Source organism: Sphingobium sp. MP9-4 (genome assembly GCF_005281675.1).
GTDB lineage: Bacteria > Pseudomonadota > Alphaproteobacteria > Sphingomonadales > Sphingomonadaceae > Sphingobium > Sphingobium yanoikuyae.
Map to the genome: position 1 here is coordinate 45,940 of NZ_LUFI01000037.1, position 16,868 is coordinate 62,807.

Genomic DNA, 16,868 nt, shown 5'->3' on the forward strand with positions numbered 1-16,868 from the left:
CCTTATTCGCTCAGGATGAACTCCACGCCCGCCATGGCGTGGATTTCGGTGCAGTCGTAGATCGGCAGCACATTGGCCTTCACGTCGACGATCATCTCCAGTTCGGTGCAGGCCAGCACGACGGCCTGCACATCCTCCTTGGCGATGTCGGTTAGTTCCGACTTCATGAAACGCTCGGAATCGCGGTTGATCTTGCCGACGGTCAGTTCGTCATAGACGATCCGGTCGATCCGCTCGGCCAGCGCCACATCGGCCGGCAGCAGCGACACGCCATGCGACACCAGCCGCTGGCGATAATATTTCTCGGTCATCACGTTGCGCGTGCCGATCAGCGCGGCGCGATCGATCCGGTCGGCCTTCATCCGCGTGCCGACGACATCGGCGATGTGGATGATGGGAATGGCGATGCTCGCCTGGATCCGGTCATAGATGCGGTGCATGCTATTGGCGCAGATCAGCAGCGCTTCGGCCCCGCCCTGTTCCAGCCGCTGGGCCGCGCCGATCAGATGGCCCGATGCGCAATCCCAGTCTTCCTGCGTAATGCAGCCGGAAACCTGCGCGAAATCGAGGCTTTCGATCAGCAGCCGCGCACTGTGCTGGCCACCCTTGGCCCGGTGGATCGCCTGGTTGATGATCTCATAATAGCGGGCGGTGGACGTCCAGCTGAGACCACCAATCAGACCGAGTTTACGCATGTCGCTCCCAATATGGGGGCGCCTGTCCGGCCCCGTGCGGGCCGGGCATGTCGGTGCCCCAGCCCTTCTTTTACGAAAGATGCGGGCTTCGACAAGTCAGGACGATCCACCCGCCCCGTCGACGGGGCGATCCGACGCGGGTGGATCGGGTCACTTTAGTGGGCCAGCGCCTTGACGATCTCCTCGACCATCTTCTTGGCGTCGGCCAGCAGCATCATGGTGTTGTCCATGTAGAAGACCTCATTGTCGACGCCGGCATAGCCGGCCCCGCCCATGGAGCGCTTCACGAACAGCACCGACTTGGCGTTGGCGACGTCCAGGATCGGCATGCCATAGATGGGCGACGTCTTGTCGGTCTTGGCCGCCGGATTGGTCACGTCATTGGCGCCGATGACGAAGGCAACGTCGGCCTGGCCGAACTCGCTGTTGATGTCCTCCAGCTCGAACACCTCGTCATAGGGAACGTTCGCTTCGGCCAGCAGCACGTTCATGTGGCCGGGCATGCGCCCTGCGACCGGATGGATCGCATATTTGACGTTCACGCCTTCCTTCTTGAGCAGGTCGGCCATTTCGCGCAGCGCATGCTGCGCCTGGCTGACCGCCATGCCGTAACCCGGCACGATGATGACATTGTCCGCCTGGCTCATCAGGAAGGCCGCATCCTCGGCGCTGCCGCGCTTGTAGGGACGGTCGACCGCCGCCGCGCCGCCGCCCGACGGACCGGCTTCCGCGCCGAAGCCGCCGGCGATCACGCTGATGAAGCTGCGGTTCATCGCCTTGCACATGATGTAGGACAGGATCGCGCCGGAACTGCCCACCAGCGCGCCGGTGATGATCATCGCCGTATTGCCCAGGGTGAAGCCCATGGCTGCAGCGGCCCAGCCCGAATAGCTGTTCAGCATCGACACCACGACCGGCATGTCCGCGCCGCCGATCGGGATGATCAGCAGGAAGCCGATGACGAAGCTCAGCGCCGTCACGGTCCAGAAGATCCAGGGCGACTGGTCGGTCACGAAATAGGCGATCAGGCCCAGGATCGCCGCCAGCGTCGCCAGATTGATGACATGGCGGCCCGGCAGCATGATCGGCTTGCCCGACATGTTGCCGTTCAGTTTCAGGAAGGCAATGACCGAACCCGAGAAGGTGATCGCGCCGATCGCGACGCCCAGCCCCATCTCGATGCGGCTGGCATTGTGGATCTCGTTCGTCAGCGGATCGAGAATGCCGAACGCGCCGGGATTGAGATAGGCGGCCGCGCCGACCAGCACGGCGGCCAGGCCGACCAGCGAGTGGAAGGCCGCGACCAGCTGCGGCATCGCCGTCATCTCGATGCGACGGGCGATGATGAAGCCGATGCCGCCACCGATGGCGATGGCGCCCAGGATCTCGGGCAGGCTCAGCACATCATGGGTATAAAGGGTCGTGACCACGGCGATCGCCATGCCGACCATGCCCATGCGGTTGCCGCGACGGCTGGTCGACGGGCTCGACAGGCCGCGCAGCGCCAGGATGAAGAGGACGCCGGAAACCAGATAGGCCAGCGCAACGAAGGGCGAGACGGGCGCAACCTCGTGCATCACTTGCGCTCCTTCTTCTTGTACATGGCCAGCATGCGCTCGGTCACGGCAAAGCCACCGAAGATGTTGACCGACGCAAAGACCACCGCGACCAGCCCCAGCAGCTTGGCCGCCAGGCTACCGGCCTCCGCCGACGCGACCAGCGCACCGACGATGATGACCGACGAAATGGCATTGGTAACCGCCATCAGCGGCGTGTGCAGCGCGGGCGTCACCGACCAGACCACATAATAGCCGACGAAGCACGCCAGCACGAAAATCGACAGGATGGCAATGAAGTCCATTCTAGTCCTCCCCACTTGTTTCGACTGCCCTGGCCAGGATCGCGGCTACGGCATTGTCCCTATCATTCATGATTGCGGCGGCCGGCAGACGCAGAACGGACAGTCCCCGTTCCGCAAACCAGCAGTCGCGTTGCTCATCCCTCATCGGCGCATCCCCTCTTGCATGCGCTTCGCCGTCGACCTCGATCACCAGCCGCGCCTCATGGCAGTAAAAATCTGCCACATAAGGACCGGACGGGTGCTGACGGCGAAATTTCAGACCTTGCGGCCTTTGCCTCAATATCTGCCAGAGCAGGACTTCCGGCTTCGACATCGCCTTGCGCAACTGCCGTGCCCTGTTCGCCTGCCCTTGCAGCACATCATCCTCCCCTGGAAGGGGAGGTGGCTGGCGAAGCCAGACGGAGGGGTGTCCCGTTCATGACAGGGCGATACCCCTCCACCAGCCTGCGGCTGGGCCCCATCAGCTTGCCAGCAGCCGTTCGTTGACGACCTTGCCCCCCTGGGTCAGGCGGATGGCGTTGCCGATTTCCTCGTCCAGCACCGGCGCATTCTTGTCCTTGTCCCAGAAGGCGGACAGGAAATTATAGAGATTGCGCGAGAACAGGGCCGAGGTGTCGGCGGCCAGGCGGCTGGGCACGTTGCGATGGCCCACGATCTTGACGCCGTGGCGCACGACCACTTCGCCGGCGACCGCGCCCTCGACATTGCCACCCTGCTCGACCGCGAGATCAACGATCACGCTGCCCGGCTTCATCGACGCGATCTGCGCGTCACTGATCAGGCGCGGCGCAGGCCGGCCGGGGATCAGCGCGGTGGTGATGACGATGTCCTGCTTGGCGATGTGCGACGATACCAGCTCGGCCTGGGCCGCCTTATATTCGTCGGACATTTCCGTGGCATAGCCACCGGTGCCCTCACCCTCGATGCCGGCCACCTTCTCCACGAAGATCGCCTTGGCGCCGAGCGATTCGATCTGCTCCTTGGTCGCGGCACGCACATCGGTGGCGCTCACCTGCGCGCCCAGGCGCCGCGCGGTGGCGATCGCCTGAAGGCCGGCCACGCCTACGCCCATGACGAAGCATTTGGCCGCCGACACGGTGCCTGCTGCCGTCATCATCATCGGGAAGGCGCGGTCATATTCGGCCGCCGCGTCCAGCACGGCCTTGTATCCCGACAGGTTCGACTGGGATGACAAGATATCCATCGATTGCGCGCGGGTGATGCGCGGCATGAACTCCATCGCCAGCGCCTCATAGCCACCGGCGGCATAGGCATCGACCCGCGCCCGATCGCCAAACGGGTTGAGGCCCGCGACGATCCAGGCTCCCGCCGCAGCGCCGCCAAGGCTGGCCGGATCGGGGCCTTGCACGCCCAGCAGGATATCGGCGCCCGCCAGCGTCGCGGCACGATCGCCAACGCTGGCACCGGCCGCAGCATAAGCGTCGTCAGCAATCGACGCCGTCGCGCCAGCGCCGGCCTCGACAGCCACGCTTGCGCCCAGCGCGATGAACTTCTTCACGGTCTCGGGCGTGCCGGCCACGCGCCGTTCGCCCGCAGCCTGTTCCTTCAATATCGCAATTTTCATTATATCAGCATCCCCCTCCTATAGCGTCGACATGGCTCAGCTGGAGATCAGCAGCACGACAATCGCGGCGACGATGAGGCAGGCAATGGTGCCCCACTTCACGAAGCCGACAAACCCTTCATAGGTCTGGGTTGCGCTCTGGATGTTCCCGTCAGAAGCCATATCCGTTCCCCTAGTTATTACATCGTTGTGCAACCTCTTATCCTGTCCCCCCACCCCCCTCAAGCCGTAGGGGCACAAGAAAATCTTTACAGGTTAAGGGCGCTTTTACCCCCGGCGCCTAGGATGACCTCCTGTTTGCACAAGAGGGGTCCAGATGGTTCGCGAAGGCGTTCCCTTGCTGATGTTGATCGACGACGAGCCCGCGCAGCGCCGGCTGGTGTCCGCGCTGGCCGCGCGCGCGGGATGGCGGACCATCTTCGCCAGCGATGCCGAAACCGCCCTGGCGACGCTGGGCACGCAGGACGGCATGCAGCTCGACGCGGTCCTGATCGATCAATGGAGCCCGGATTTCGATCCGGCCGACCTGATCGGCGCCATCCATGCGCAGCGCCCCGCCCTGCCGATCCTGGTGCTGACGGCGCATAACAGCGTCGCCGTCGCGGTGCAGGCGATGCGCGCCGGCGCCACCGACTATCTCTCCAAGCCGATCGCGCCCGAACGGCTGCTCGCCGCGCTCAACGCGACGCTGGAGGGCAATGTGCGCGGCGAACTGCGGCCGCTCACCGAGAAGATCAGCGCCCCGCTGGCGTTCGAGGATGTCGTCGGCGCGGCGCCCCAGTTCCGCACCGCCCTTGCCATCGCGGCCAAGGCCGCACGCGCCCGCGTGCCGGTGCTGATCGAGGGCGAAAGCGGCGTCGGCAAGGATGTCGTCGCCCGCGCCATCCACGCCGCCTCGCCGCGCCACAAGCAGGCGATGGTGACAGTCAATTGCGGCGCGATCCCCGCCAACCTCGTCGAATCAGAACTGTTCGGTCATGAACGCGGCGCCTTCACCGGTGCCTTTGACCGCCATGTCGGCAAATTCCTGTCGGCCGACATGGGCACCATCTTCCTCGACGAAGTCAGCGAAATGCCGCTCGACGCGCAGGTCAAGCTGCTGCGCGTGCTCCAGGATGGCGAGGTGCAGCCGATCGGCGCGCGCCGCCCCGTCCATGTCGATGTCCGCGTCATCGCCGCCACCAACAAGAAGCTCAGCGACGAGATCGAGGCGGGCCGGTTCCGCGAGGATCTCTATTATCGCCTCAACGTCGTCCAGTTGACCGTGCCCCCATTGCGGGAGCGTATGGGCGACATTCCCGCCCTCTGCCGCCACCTCCTCGCCCGCATCGCGACGCAGCCGGGCCTGCGGGGCCTGGGCCTCACCGACGATGCGCTGGCGCTGCTGATGCAGCATGACTGGCCGGGCAATGTCCGCCAGCTCCAGAACGCCCTGTTCCGCGCCGCCGTGCTGTGCGAGGGCGATGCGCTGACCCCGCATGACTTCCCGCAGGTCGCCGCCCATATCCTGTCCCGCCGCGCCAGCGGTCCGCGCCAACGCGTTGCCGCCACGCCGCCGCGCGAAGCCGCCGGCATCACCCTGTTCGAAGGCGACGGCCATGTCCGCCAGCTCGCGGAGATCGAGGCCGACGTCATCCGCCTGGCCATCGGCCATTATCGCGGTCGCATGACCGAAGTCGCCCGCCGGCTGGGGATCGGCCGTTCGACCCTCTATCGCAAGCTCGCGGAACTGGGCATCGACAACGCGGCCTGATCGCGGGACCGGGCGCCCTGCGGCTGGGGCATATTGTCGCGGGGGTTCCGCTACGGCGTTGAATTATCCCCGCGCCTATGCTTTTGAACGGGGCATGAAAGCGCCCCTCCTCGCCGCCTGCTCCCCCCTCCTGCTGCTGGTCGCCTGTGGCCGTGCCGAACCGGTCGCGGACATGCCGAGCCAGGAGGAACTGGCCGCCGCCGCCAATGCGGCCGCTGCCAATGCGCTGGCCAACGCGCAGAAGGATGATGCCGGCGACAGCCGCAACTATGTGAATATCGACCATGGCTATTCCGTCACCATGCCCGAAGGCTGGATGAAGGATGGCGAAGCCAGCAATGCCGATGGCGTCGTCTATCAGGATCCCGGCGCGGGCGCCGACGTCCGCGTCTTCTGGCAGAAGAATGACAATGACCAGACGCTGCAGCAGATCGTCGAGGCACTGTCCGACGGCGCTGAGGGCGTGGATGGCGATTTCATCGGCGAGAATGAATATCGCGGCACCGCCAATGACGGCGAAGGCAATAATGTCGCGCTGCGCCTGCTGAAACAGCCTGACGGCGCGATCGTCACCGCCACCTTCGTCTATCCCGAGATGCTGAGCGAACAATATCAGCCGATCGCGCAAGCCCTGCTCGACAGCCTGCGTATCTTCGCGCCCAAGGCCCAGACGCCGGAGGGCGCCAGCGCCACGGCCACGCCCGCACCGGCCTCCAACGCCAGCAACTGACCGGCGGCTTTCGGCGCGGTCGTTCGTTTCCGTCCGCGTCGATCATTCCGAACCGCTGCCAGGAAGCCCAGCCCCTTGCCCCTGATCCGCCCCTTCGCCCCCGCCGACCAGCCGGGCATTCTCGACCTGATCCTTGGCATTCAGCGCGACGAATATGGCATCGCCATCACCGCAGCGGACCAGCCGGACCTCACCGACATAGCCGGCTTCTACCTGCCCGGCGCCGGCGGCTTCTGGGTCGCGGAGGAGGACGGCCTGATCATCGGCACGATCGCGCTCAAGGATATCGGCCAGGGTCAGGGCGCGCTGCGTAAGATGTTCGTGGCGTCCAGCCATCGCGGCCGCGCCGCCGGCGTCGCCCAGGCGCTGCTCGACCATCTGCTCAACGCGGCGGCCGACCGCGGCCTCGCCCAAATCTATCTCGGCACCACTGCCCGTTTCCTGGCGGCGCACCGCTTCTACGAGAAGAATGGCTTCGCGCTGGTCGAAGCCGACGACCTGCCGCCCGCCTTCCCCAGGATGGCGGTCGACACGCGCTTCTACGAAAAATCGATCGAACCGCCGAAAGCCGGATAGATTACGGATTATCGGTGCTGTTGGCCTTGGCGCCCGGCACCGCTTCCTTGCTGGTCATCGCCACTGCCGGCGGTCCTTTCTGGATCGCGGCATTGAGCTGCGCGACTTCGGGGCAGCTGCCCTTGCACAGGTTCTGCGCCTGGGCCAGATTTTCCTTGGCCTTGGCGATCGCGCCCTTCTCGACCATCGCCTCGCCCTGGCCGGCGATCGCGGTCACGTCGGTCGGGTCGAGCAGCAACGCTTCCTTGTAGAGGCGGATGGCCTTGCCCTGCAGTCCCTGCGCGCGGGCCACTTCGGCCAGTTCGATATAGGCCGCGCGATTGCGCGGATCGACCGCCAGCGCGCTTTCCAGCGCGTCGGTGGCACCGGTCAGATTGCCCGCCTTGCGCGCCGCCTCGCCCGCCTTCTGCCATTCGATCGACCGCGGTTCGATCTGGGTATCAGGGCGCTGGGTCAGGCCCACGCTGGAAACGGTGGTCAGAAGGACGGCAAGGGCAATCGAGGCCGGGGTGAAACGCATCAAAATCTCCAGCCATGTTTCAGGCATTGACTCAGGCCCGCAGACCGAAGGGCAAGTGTCGCTATTTTGCGCGCGCTTGTCCATGGCCTGTTTCAGGCGGCCCTCCGCAGCCTGGCGAAGTAGAAGCCATCGGTGCCGTCATGGCCGGGCGTCAGCAGCAGCCCATGGCCATGGGCGCGGCCCATATCCGCTTCGATCGGCTCGGCACTCCAGCCGGCCTGACGCGCCAGAAACGCATCCACCTGATCCCGCCCCTCTCTGTCGGTCAATGCACAGGTAGCATAGACCAGCAAACCGCCGGGCGCCAGCAAGGGCGCGGCGAAATCCAGGATCCGGGCCTGTTCCGACACCAGCCGGTCGAGCCGCGCCTGGGTCAGGCGCCAGCGCGCCTCGGGATTGCGGCGCCAGGTGCCCGTGCCCGAGCAGGGCGCGTCGACCAGCACGATGTCCGCCTGCCCCGCCAGCGGCGCCAGCGCGCGTGCCTCATGCCCCTGGTCCAGCAGCAGCCTCTCGATACAGGTCACGCCAGCCCGTTCGGCACGCGGCGCCAGCCGATCGATCCGGTTGCGGATCGTGTCGGCGGCGATCAGCCGGCCCTTGCCGCTCATCGCCGCAGCCAGCGCCAGCGTCTTGCCACCCGCACCCGCGCACAGGTCGATCACCGTCTGGCCGGCCTGCGCCCCGCAAGCGGCCGAAATCAGCTGGCTGCCGGCATCCTGCACCTCGACCGCGCCGCGCTTCCACGCCTCGCTCTGCTCGACCGGATAGCCTTCGGGCAGGCGCAGCGCGTCCGGGATGCCGGCGATCGGCGTCGCGTCCGGCAATTCGGGCGCCACTTGCGCGGGCGTCGCCTTCAGTCGATTGACGCGCAGGTCCACCGGCGCGCGGCCCAGCAACGCATCCTGCTCCACCGGCGCGGCCAGCAAGGGCTGCAACCAGCCCGGCACCGCGCCAGCCGCCGCGCCTGCTTCGCCCGGCTCGATCGGCAGCGGCGCATGGGCCGATCCGTCGAACAGCGCGGCCAGCTCCGGCTGCGCATCGACCAGGCCGATCATCGCCGCGCGGCCGGTTTCGGGCCGATCGGCGACGCGGCGGATCGCGTCATAGACATGGTCGCGCACCGCGCGGCGATCGCGCGACCCGGCATAGCGCCGTTCCTTGAAATAGCGCGCGATCAGCGTGTCCGCCGCCGGCCCGCCATCGCGGGCGGCAGCAATGATCGCGTCCAGCAGGTCGATCGCGGCCTGCACTCGGGCCGCAGGCGTCATGCCGCCTGCTCCTTAGCGCGTCGGATAGTTGGGGGCCTCACGCGTGATCGTCACATCGTGAACATGGCTTTCCGACAGGCCGGCATTGGTGATCTGGACGAAGCGGGCACGCTCCTGCAGATCCTTGATGGTGCGGCTGCCGGTATAGCCCATCGCGGCCTTCACGCCGCCGACCAGCTGGTGAATGACATCCTTGGCCGGGCCCTTGAACGGCACCTGGCCTTCGATACCCTCGGGCACCAGCTTCATCTGGTCCTTGATGTCGGCCTGGAAATAGCGGTCGGCGCTGCCGCGCGCCATTGCGCCGACGCTGCCCATGCCGCGATAGCTCTTATAGGCGCGGCCCTGATACAGGAAGGTTTCGCCCGGCGCTTCGGCCGTGCCCGCCAGCAGAGAGCCCACCATGACGCAGCCAGCGCCCGCCGCCAGCGCCTTGGCGACGTCGCCCGACGTGCGCAGGCCACCATCGGCGATCACCGGCACGCCATGCTTGTGCGCTTCATTGGCCGAATCCATGACGGCGGTCAGCTGCGGTACGCCCACGCCGGCGACGACGCGGGTGGTGCAGATGGAGCCGGGGCCGATGCCGACCTTCACGCAGTCCGCGCCGGCGTCGATCAGCGCCTTGGTCGCTTCGGCGGTGGCGACATTGCCGGCCACGACCTGGACATGGTTGGACAGTTTCTTGACCGCTTCCACCGCGACCGCGACCTGCTTGCTGTGGCCATGGGCGGTGTCGATGACGATCAGATCGCATTCCGCGTCGATCAGCGCCTTGCTGCGCTCCAGCCCCTTGTCGCCCACGGTCGATGCCGCGGCGACGCGCAGTCGGCCCGACGCATCCTTGGTCGCCTGCGGATAGGTGACGGCCTTCTCGATATCCTTGACGGTGATCAGGCCCACGCAGTGATAATTATCGTCCACCACCAGCAGCTTCTCGATCCGGCGGGCATGCAGCAGGCGCATCGCCTCATCCTGGCCGACGCCGGCCTTGACCGTCGCCAGATTGTCCTTGGTCATCAGCTCGCTGACCGGCTGACCGGGATTTTCGGCAAAGCGGGTATCGCGATGGGTCAGGATGCCGACCAGCTTGCCGTTCGCCTCGACGACCGGAATGCCGCTGATCCTGTGGCGCTGCATCAGCATCTGCGCGTCGGCCAGCGTGGCGGTCGGCAGGATGGTGATGGGATTGACGACCATGCCGCTCTCGAAGCGCTTGACCGCGCGGACCGCATCGGCCTGCTCCTCGACCGTCAGGTTACGGTGCAGCACGCCGATACCGCCCAGCTGCGCCATGACGATCGCCATGTCGGCCTCGGTCACCGTGTCCATCGCCGACGACAGGATCGGGATGTTCAGCTTGATCGCCTTGGTCACATGGGTGGACGTGTCCGCCTGGCTGGGCAGCACATCGGATTCGGCGGGCTGCAACAGCACGTCGTCAAAGGTGAGGCCAAGGCGGATGTCCATGTGAAAGCCACTTTCTGCTGCGCGGGTCGGGCGGAGGGGAACCGGACCGCTGGGGATTTGTGGCGGCCCATGTAACCATTAACCCGCAAAACGGCCAGACCCCTTGGGGATTTTCTTGCCGCCTTTCTTGCGATCCCGATCTTGGCGTTCGGCTGGTCGCTATGCCCCCTGGCTGCCCCGCCCTCGATAGAGCAGATTGGAAAAGCGCGCCTGCCCGGCTCCCGATACGAACAGCGCCGGGCGCAGGCTCAGGAAGCCATCCGCCAGATTATGATGATAGCTCGACACTTCATAGGAAATGATCTTGCGCCACACCTTGCCTGCACCGCGAATATGGAAGCTCGCGACATTGTCGTCATTCACGACCCGCAGCGAAAAACGGCCGCCTTCCGCCGGTCCGGGCGGCGGATAGCCCTGCTCGCGCCCGACCTTGTAATTGTGCAGCGCGCCCACTTCCGACCCCAGGCCGACAAAATATTGGGGATTGTAGAAGAGCAGCAGACCCGCCTGAGCGCCGCCCTCCAGTTCGACATCGACGCTCACCTCATAGGAACGATCCCCGGCGATGAAGGCCAATGGCGATGACTCCGCCGGCCCCTTGCCCTGCGCCTTCAGCACCAGCGCACCATCCCTGAAAGCGGCACGATCGAGATAATCCTTCTGCGGCGCAAAGAAGGCCAGCCGGCTCCCCATGTCGCTGGGCTTGAACGGGCCGGACAGCGCAAGCCCCGATCCGCCCGCGCGCCTGGCCGCCGGCATGGGCAGCGCCGCCGACAGATCGCCACCGGTCATGCCCGGCCAGCCATCCGCGTCCCAGACGAACGGCTCCAGCAGCATCTGCCGTCCCAGCGTGCGATAGCCATTTTCATAGCCATGATAGGCGAGCCACCAATCGCCCGCCGGCCCTTCCACCGCCGTGCCATGGCCACGCGACCACCAGGGTTCGCCCGCCCGCGCCGTCCGCACAATCGGGTTATGTGGACAATTTTCCCACGGTCCGTTGATCGATCGGGACCGGGCGACGATCACCATATGGCTGGTCGGCGGCCCGGCCGTCCCGCCCTGCCCGGAAAACAGGTAGAACCAGCCATCCCGGCGCAGCACCTTGGGGCCTTCAAGTGCCGGCGCCTCGATGATCCAGTCCTCCGGGATCGGCCACCCCTCATAGACCTGCTCGATCGGCCCGTCCCGGCGCAGCCCGTCATCGCTGATCCGCACCCGCGCGCCGCCATTCAGGAACAGATAGCGTTTACCGTCCTCGCCCACCGCATGGCCGGGGTCGATATAGCCCTTGATGTCCAGGTCGACGGGGGCGCTCCATGGCCCTTCCATCCGGTCGGCATGGACGACGAAAATCTTGCAGGGAATGGCCGGCCCCGCCGAAAAGCTGGGATCGGTCGGATTGAACACCGGAATATAGATGAAATAGCGACCTTCATGCTTGGCGATGTCCAGCGCCCAGACCGAACCCAGCGGCGCGGTCAGCGCCGGCCCCACCGGCCGCCAGTTCACCAGATCGCGCGAATGCCAGATCACGACCGCCGGGAAATAGTCGAAGGACGAAAAGGTCGCCCAATAGTCGTCGCCATCCTTCAATATGTTGGGATCAGGCCGATCCCCCGACAGCACCGGGTTCAGAAAGCGGCCATTGCCAAGGTCCGCCAGCCGCTCGCGCTCGGCGCCATAGCGCCAGGCCGGCGCAGAGGCACAGCTATCCGACGCCCTCGCCTCGCCCAGCCCCGGCATCGCCAGCCCCGCCGTCGAAGCCAGTCCCAGAAACATCGCGTCACGGCGGGAATGGGCCAAGATATTTCCCCAAAATTGATGGTGTCCGGCCCCGCTTCTGGTCCGCTCGTGCATGCAACGCAATGGTCCGAAACGCAAAAGTACCGGAAACGAAAAAGGGGCGCGACCATCATGGCCGCGCCCCTTTTTCATTCCACTGCCTGCTCGGCGCTTACGCGCCAGCGGGGGTCGGATCGCCGAACGGCCCCTTGCGCTTGCGCGTCTTGGGGATGGACGACCCCGCCGCCGGGATCACCGACGGCTTGATCGTGGTGCCGTCGTCGCGGGTGATCTCGCCCTTTTCCAGCAGCGCCTTGATCTCCTCGCCGGAGAGCGTCTCATATTCCAGCATGGCATTGGCCAGCAGGTGCAGCTGGTCCTCATGGCCCTTGAGCAGTTCCTGCGCACGGGCATAGCCCTGCTCCACCAGGCCACGGATTTCCTTGTCGATCAGCTTCGCCGTCTCGTCCGACATATGGACGCGCTGGCTCTGCGAATAGCCCAGGAAGGTCTCGCCCTGCTGCTCTTCATATTGCAGCGGCCCCAGCTTGTCGGACATGCCCCACTGGGTCACCATGTCGCGCGCCAGCTTGGTGGCATATTGGATATCGCCCGACGCACCCGACGACACCTTGTCGTAACCGAAGATGATTTCCTCGGCGACGCGGCCACCCATGGCGACGGCCATGTTCGCGTGCATCTTGTCACGATGATAGCTGTAGCTGTCCCGCTCCGGCAGGCGCATCACCATGCCCAGCGCGCGGCCGCGCGGGATGATCGTCGCCTTGTGGATCGGGTCGGACGCCGGCTCATGGACTGCGACGATGGCATGGCCCGCCTCATGATAGGCGGTCATCTTCTTCTCGTCGTCGGTCATGACCATGGAGCGGCGCTCGCTGCCCATCATGACCTTGTCCTTGGCCGCTTCGAACTCGTCCATGGCGACCAGACGCTTGCCGCGACGGGCCGCCATCAGGGCGGCTTCGTTGACCAGATTGGCCAGGTCCGCGCCGGAGAAGCCCGGCGTGCCGCGCGCGATGGTGCGCGGGTTGACGTCGGGCGCCAGCGGCACCTTCTTCATGTGGACAGCCAAAATCTTCTCGCGCCCCTCGATGTCGGGACGGGGCACCACGACCTGACGGTCGAAACGGCCCGGACGCAGCAGCGCGGGGTCCAGCACGTCGGGGCGGTTGGTCGCCGCGACGATGATGATGCCCTCATTGGCCTCGAAACCGTCCATCTCGACCAGAAGCTGGTTCAGCGTCTGCTCGCGCTCGTCATTGCCATTGCCCAGGCCCGCGCCGCGATGGCGACCGACCGCATCGATTTCGTCGATGAAGACGATGCACGGCGCATTCTTCTTGGCCTGCTCGAACATGTCGCGCACGCGGCTCGCGCCGACGCCGACGAACATCTCGACAAAGTCCGAACCCGAAATGGTAAAGAAGGGCACGCCCGCTTCACCCGCAATCGCGCGGGCCAGCAGCGTCTTGCCGGTGCCCGGCGAACCGACCAGCAGCGCGCCCTTGGGGATCTTGCCGCCAAGACGTGCGAACTTGCTCGGGTCCTTCAGGAACTCGACGATTTCCTGCAGTTCCTCACGGGCTTCGTCGATGCCGGCAACGTCATCGAACGTCACCTTGCCATGCTTTTCGGTCAGCAGCTTGGCCTTGGACTTGCCAAAGCCCATCGCGCCACCGGCGCCGCCGCCCTTCTGCATCTGGCGCAGCACGAAGAAGGCGATGCCCAGGATCAGCAGGAACGGCAGCGACTGGTACAGCATGATCTGCCAGAAGCTGGGCTGCTGTTCGGCCTGGCCCGAATATTTGACATTATAATCGTCCAGCAGGTCGGTCAGCTTGGGGTCATTGACCGGGACCGTGCTGAAACCCTGGCCACTCGACAGGGTGCCGGTGATCCGGTCGGGCGCGATCGCCACATCCTTGACCTGGCCTTCCTGCACCTTGGCACGGAATTCCGAATAGGCGATGGCGCTGCCGGCCTGGGTGGTCGGGCGCTCGAACAGCGAAACGAACAGGAGCAGGGCGATGATGACCCCTGCCCAAATCATCGCACTCTTGATCCAGGGATTACCCTGTGGGTCTTTTTCGTCGTTCATCATCACTCTCTTTCACCCCGCAAGATAGGGTGTGGCCGGCAAAGCGCAAGCTGGACGCGCTGTCCGCTGCCGATTTCCAGCCCTGTCGATATCCGGGCGATCAGTTGCCGGTCAGCTGGAACAGCGCGACATAGGCCAGCACCAGCGCCAGGCCGGCGGACAGGCCGCACAGCAGATAGCCCATATAGAGAAGCAGCGGCGGATGCGCCTTGTTCAGCTTCCGGTTCCGCTTCACGGCCGAGAGGATCACGCTGACCAGCAAGCCATAGGTCAGCGCCGCAAATTCCATCATTCCGAACAAATCCCGCTATTGGTCACGCCACGTGGTTAACGGCCCATGGGTTAAGAACCGGTCAGCATGCCGCCCAAAAGCGACCAGTCGTTGATGTCCCGCGTTGGACGGTGGAACTTTTCCGAAAATCTCAGCGTCGCGGGGGTGCCGGTGACAGGGTCCATACCGCGCCACCGCGCAGCAGCCAGTCGCCCAGACTCGCCTGGCGCCCCGCCCGCGCAGCGGCAATCGCCCGGTCCAGCGCCTCGCCGCGCGGCAGCACGATCTCCGGGTCGGCGGAACAGAGCATCTCGATCAGCAGCCGCCGCAACAGTTCGCGCGGCAGGTCGGTGCGGTCCAGCACCCAGGCGTCGGTCGATGGATGGATATGCGTGGCCGCCAGCCCCGCCACCGTCCATATCAGCGCAGCCTCCGCCTCCGCCAGCGCCGCCGCGCTGCGCGCCGCCGCCTCGGCATCGATCCAGTCGACGCCATCCAGCCACTTGCGCAGCGCCGCCCGGTCGAAGCGCGGATCGGCATTGGACGGGTCCAGCACATAGGGCAGCCCCGCCTGGTCGGCATGGGCCTGCAACTGCGCCTTGCGCACCGTCAGCAACGGCCGCAGCACCCGGCCGGCCCGCGCCCGCACCCCGGCCAGGCCGCCGACCCCCGATCCCCGGTTGAGCCGCATCAGCAGGGTTTCCAGCTGGTCGTCGGCATGATGGGCGGTCAATATCCAGTCCAGCCCGGCGCCGGCCCGCCATGCCTCCAGCTGGGCATAACGCTGCCGCCGCGCCCAATCCTGGATATTGCCGGACACCGCAGTCTCCGGCGCGAGCGTCGCATGGGGGACGCGCCACTCCGCGCACCAGCGCGCAACCATCGCCGCCTCGGCCGCAGATTCAGCCCGCAATCCATGATCCAGCGTCGCCGCCGCCACCCGGCCGGGCCAGGCCTGCACCGCCAGGTCCAGCAGCGCCATGCTGTCCGGCCCGCCCGACACCGCAATGCCGAACCGGGCCGTCTCCTCTCCGTCCACCAGCGCGCGCACGGCCAGCCGCAGCGCATCGGGGCGATGGGAAGGTGCCAGCTCCGGCACGTCTATCGGCTCAAACGCTGCACTTGGCCTTGGTCCGGCCCTTGTCCATCATGCCGCGCAGGCCGCTCGACAGGGTCGAACCATAGACCTGTTCCAGCTCCGCATAGACCTTGCAGGCATCCGCAGGCTTCTTGAGCTGGATCAGCGCCTCGCCCAGATAGGCCAGGCTGTCGGGCGCGCGCTCGCCACGCGGGCGCTTCTGGTAATTTTCGTAGAAGGCGACCGACGCCAGCGCCGGCTTGCCATCGTCCAGATAGGCGCGGCCCAGCAGGTTGGCGGCGCGGCTGCCGACCGACCCGTCGCCATATTTGTCGACCGTCGCCTTGAGCTGTGCCTGCGCCTCGGGATAGAATTTCGCGTCCCATAGGCGGAAGCCATAGCTATAGGCATCGCCCGCCGCATCGCCGGTATCCGGCTTCTCGATCGCCGCCACCGCCGTCTTGCGCGCATCGCTGGCCACCGGCGCGGCGGCCGACTTTGCGGGCGGGGTCGTCGGCTTGGCAGCAGCCGGCTTGGGCGCGGGCGCATCGGTCGCGACCGTCGGACGCATCACCGGCGGGCCGGCCTCGACCGGCGTTGCGGCCCGCGCTTCGGCTTCCGCCTTGTAGCGGTTGAACGCCTCTTCCAACTGCTTGAGCTTGTAGCTGTTTTCCTCGACCTGGCCGGTGATCGAGGCGAGCTGCGATTCCAGCGCCCCCACCCGCGCGGTCAGGTCGGCCACCGGGCTCGACGTCGGGCTGCCCGGCGCGATGGTCGGCGTCTGGGGACGGGTGATTTCCGCCTCTACCGGCGTGCCGGCCGGGAACACCTTGCGCTGCACCGCCCGCATTTCCTTTTCCAGCCGGTCGACACGCAGTTCGACCGTGGGATTCTGCTGGGCAGCGGCCGGCACGGCCGACAGCAGCGGGGCCGCCAGCGCGATGGCGGTGGTGGCGAAAAAGGCGTAACGCATGATGATCCCCGACTAAATCTTTCCGCCTTTAACCATAGGCGGACGCGCCACGCAATAAAGCGCGGCCCGCTCGTGCCTGTCCGGCTATGGGACGGGTCAGTTGCCCGCGCTGGGCTGCGGCGCGGCGGTCGGCGGCGGGGACGAAGCCGGCGTCGGCACGCTCCCCTGCCCGCCCGCGGGCGTC

17 protein-coding genes are annotated in these 16,868 nt (G+C 66.2%); 3 read left to right on the top strand and 14 right to left on the bottom strand.

Going from position 1 to position 16,868, the window contains the following annotated elements:
• Nucleotides 1-2 precede the first annotated feature (2 nt).
• From A0U87_RS12495 to A0U87_RS12520, 6 genes are all read right to left on the bottom strand, one after another.
• A complete protein-coding gene (locus A0U87_RS12495) occupies nt 3-695 on the bottom strand; it encodes an amino acid racemase (protein WP_048938777.1) in 693 nt (230 codons plus the stop codon).
• Nucleotides 696-850: 155 nt separating this feature from the next.
• Complete coding sequence (locus tag A0U87_RS12500; protein WP_137405601.1) at nt 851-2,272, bottom strand: NAD(P)(+) transhydrogenase (Re/Si-specific) subunit beta; 1,422 nt, start codon at nt 2,270-2,272, stop codon at nt 851-853.
• Complete coding sequence (locus A0U87_RS12505; protein WP_004208003.1) at nt 2,272-2,556, bottom strand: NAD(P) transhydrogenase subunit alpha; 285 nt, start codon at nt 2,554-2,556, stop codon at nt 2,272-2,274. Before A0U87_RS12505 ends, A0U87_RS12500 begins: the two co-directional genes overlap by 1 nt.
• Before the next feature lies 1 nt (nt 2,557).
• Nucleotides 2,558-2,914 (bottom strand): endonuclease domain-containing protein, encoded by a 357-nt coding sequence (locus tag A0U87_RS12510; RefSeq protein WP_037510285.1) that lies wholly within the window; start codon nt 2,912-2,914, stop codon nt 2,558-2,560.
• A 102-nt stretch (nt 2,915-3,016) separates the two neighbouring features.
• Entirely contained in the window at nt 3,017-4,141 is a 1,125-nt protein-coding gene (locus tag A0U87_RS12515; protein ID WP_048938776.1) for an NAD(P) transhydrogenase subunit alpha, read from the bottom strand.
• A 36-nt stretch (nt 4,142-4,177) separates the two neighbouring features.
• Nucleotides 4,178-4,303 carry an aa3-type cytochrome c oxidase subunit IV gene (locus A0U87_RS12520; protein ID WP_010336245.1) on the bottom strand — a complete coding sequence of 42 codons (126 nt, stop codon included), beginning with the start codon at nt 4,301-4,303 and terminating at the stop codon, nt 4,178-4,180.
• Between the two features lie 154 nt (nt 4,304-4,457).
• On the opposite strand from A0U87_RS12520, the gene A0U87_RS12525 reads away from it, so the two are divergent.
• From A0U87_RS12525 to A0U87_RS12535, 3 genes are all read left to right on the top strand, one after another.
• Nucleotides 4,458-5,894, top strand: a complete 1,437-nt coding sequence (locus A0U87_RS12525) for a sigma-54 dependent transcriptional regulator (protein ID WP_048938775.1) — start codon at nt 4,458-4,460, stop codon at nt 5,892-5,894.
• A gap of 94 nt (nt 5,895-5,988) precedes the next feature.
• Nucleotides 5,989-6,624 carry a hypothetical protein gene (locus A0U87_RS12530; RefSeq protein ID WP_048938804.1) on the top strand — a complete coding sequence of 212 codons (636 nt, stop codon included), beginning with the start codon at nt 5,989-5,991 and terminating at the stop codon, nt 6,622-6,624.
• A 75-nt stretch (nt 6,625-6,699) separates the two neighbouring features.
• Nucleotides 6,700-7,200 (top strand): GNAT family N-acetyltransferase, encoded by a 501-nt coding sequence (locus A0U87_RS12535; RefSeq protein WP_048938774.1) that lies wholly within the window; start codon nt 6,700-6,702, stop codon nt 7,198-7,200.
• Between the two features lies 1 nt (nt 7,201).
• Here the strand turns inward: A0U87_RS12535 and A0U87_RS12540 are convergent, their stop codons facing one another.
• The 8 genes from A0U87_RS12540 to A0U87_RS12575 form a co-directional block, all read right to left on the bottom strand.
• A complete protein-coding gene (locus A0U87_RS12540) occupies nt 7,202-7,720 on the bottom strand; it encodes a tetratricopeptide repeat protein (protein ID WP_037517267.1) in 519 nt (172 codons plus the stop codon).
• 92 nt (nt 7,721-7,812) lie between these two features.
• On the bottom strand, nt 7,813-8,988 hold the full coding sequence (locus tag A0U87_RS12545; protein ID WP_122927884.1) for an RsmB/NOP family class I SAM-dependent RNA methyltransferase: 1,176 nt from the start codon (nt 8,986-8,988) through the stop codon (nt 7,813-7,815).
• A gap of 12 nt (nt 8,989-9,000) precedes the next feature.
• Entirely contained in the window at nt 9,001-10,458 is a 1,458-nt protein-coding gene (gene guaB, locus A0U87_RS12550; protein ID WP_010336239.1) for an IMP dehydrogenase, read from the bottom strand.
• Between the two features lie 159 nt (nt 10,459-10,617).
• Nucleotides 10,618-12,264: a family 43 glycosylhydrolase gene (locus A0U87_RS12555; RefSeq protein WP_048938772.1), complete on the bottom strand. Its 1,647-nt coding sequence runs from the start codon at nt 12,262-12,264 to the stop codon at nt 10,618-10,620.
• 151 nt (nt 12,265-12,415) lie between these two features.
• Nucleotides 12,416-14,362, bottom strand: coding sequence for an ATP-dependent zinc metalloprotease FtsH (gene ftsH / locus A0U87_RS12560; RefSeq protein WP_004208015.1), 1,947 nt, complete (start codon nt 14,360-14,362; stop codon nt 12,416-12,418).
• A gap of 100 nt (nt 14,363-14,462) precedes the next feature.
• Nucleotides 14,463-14,654 (bottom strand): hypothetical protein, encoded by a 192-nt coding sequence (locus A0U87_RS12565; RefSeq protein WP_017502470.1) that lies wholly within the window; start codon nt 14,652-14,654, stop codon nt 14,463-14,465.
• A 130-nt stretch (nt 14,655-14,784) separates the two neighbouring features.
• A complete protein-coding gene (gene tilS, locus A0U87_RS12570) occupies nt 14,785-15,732 on the bottom strand; it encodes a tRNA lysidine(34) synthetase TilS (RefSeq protein ID WP_137405602.1) in 948 nt (315 codons plus the stop codon).
• Between the two features lie 10 nt (nt 15,733-15,742).
• Entirely contained in the window at nt 15,743-16,684 is a 942-nt protein-coding gene (locus tag A0U87_RS12575) for a hypothetical protein (protein ID WP_010336235.1), read from the bottom strand.
• Nucleotides 16,685-16,868: the final 184 nt, after the last annotated feature.

What these genes read in the sequence shown, in the direction of transcription:
- A0U87_RS12515 (WP_048938776.1), bottom strand. Translation starts at nt 4,141, where the DNA reads ATGAAAATTGCGATATTGAAGGAACAGGCTGCGGGCGAACGGCGCGTG.
- A0U87_RS12545 (WP_122927884.1), bottom strand. Translation starts at nt 8,988, where the DNA reads ATGACGCCTGCGGCCCGAGTGCAGGCCGCGATCGACCTGCTGGACGCG.
- A0U87_RS12530 (WP_048938804.1), top strand. Translation starts at nt 5,989, where the DNA reads ATGAAAGCGCCCCTCCTCGCCGCCTGCTCCCCCCTCCTGCTGCTGGTC.
- A0U87_RS12505 (WP_004208003.1), bottom strand. Translation starts at nt 2,556, where the DNA reads ATGGACTTCATTGCCATCCTGTCGATTTTCGTGCTGGCGTGCTTCGTC.
- A0U87_RS12520 (WP_010336245.1), bottom strand. Translation starts at nt 4,303, where the DNA reads ATGGCTTCTGACGGGAACATCCAGAGCGCAACCCAGACCTATGAAGGG.
- ftsH (WP_004208015.1), bottom strand. Translation starts at nt 14,362, where the DNA reads ATGAACGACGAAAAAGACCCACAGGGTAATCCCTGGATCAAGAGTGCG.
- A0U87_RS12495 (WP_048938777.1), bottom strand. Translation starts at nt 695, where the DNA reads ATGCGTAAACTCGGTCTGATTGGTGGTCTCAGCTGGACGTCCACCGCC.
- A0U87_RS12525 (WP_048938775.1), top strand. Translation starts at nt 4,458, where the DNA reads ATGGTTCGCGAAGGCGTTCCCTTGCTGATGTTGATCGACGACGAGCCC.
- A0U87_RS12500 (WP_137405601.1), bottom strand. Translation starts at nt 2,272, where the DNA reads ATGCACGAGGTTGCGCCCGTCTCGCCCTTCGTTGCGCTGGCCTATCTG.
- guaB (WP_010336239.1), bottom strand. Translation starts at nt 10,458, where the DNA reads ATGGACATCCGCCTTGGCCTCACCTTTGACGACGTGCTGTTGCAGCCC.
- A0U87_RS12575 (WP_010336235.1), bottom strand. Translation starts at nt 16,684, where the DNA reads ATGCGTTACGCCTTTTTCGCCACCACCGCCATCGCGCTGGCGGCCCCG.
- A0U87_RS12540 (WP_037517267.1), bottom strand. Translation starts at nt 7,720, where the DNA reads ATGCGTTTCACCCCGGCCTCGATTGCCCTTGCCGTCCTTCTGACCACC.
- A0U87_RS12565 (WP_017502470.1), bottom strand. Translation starts at nt 14,654, where the DNA reads ATGATGGAATTTGCGGCGCTGACCTATGGCTTGCTGGTCAGCGTGATC.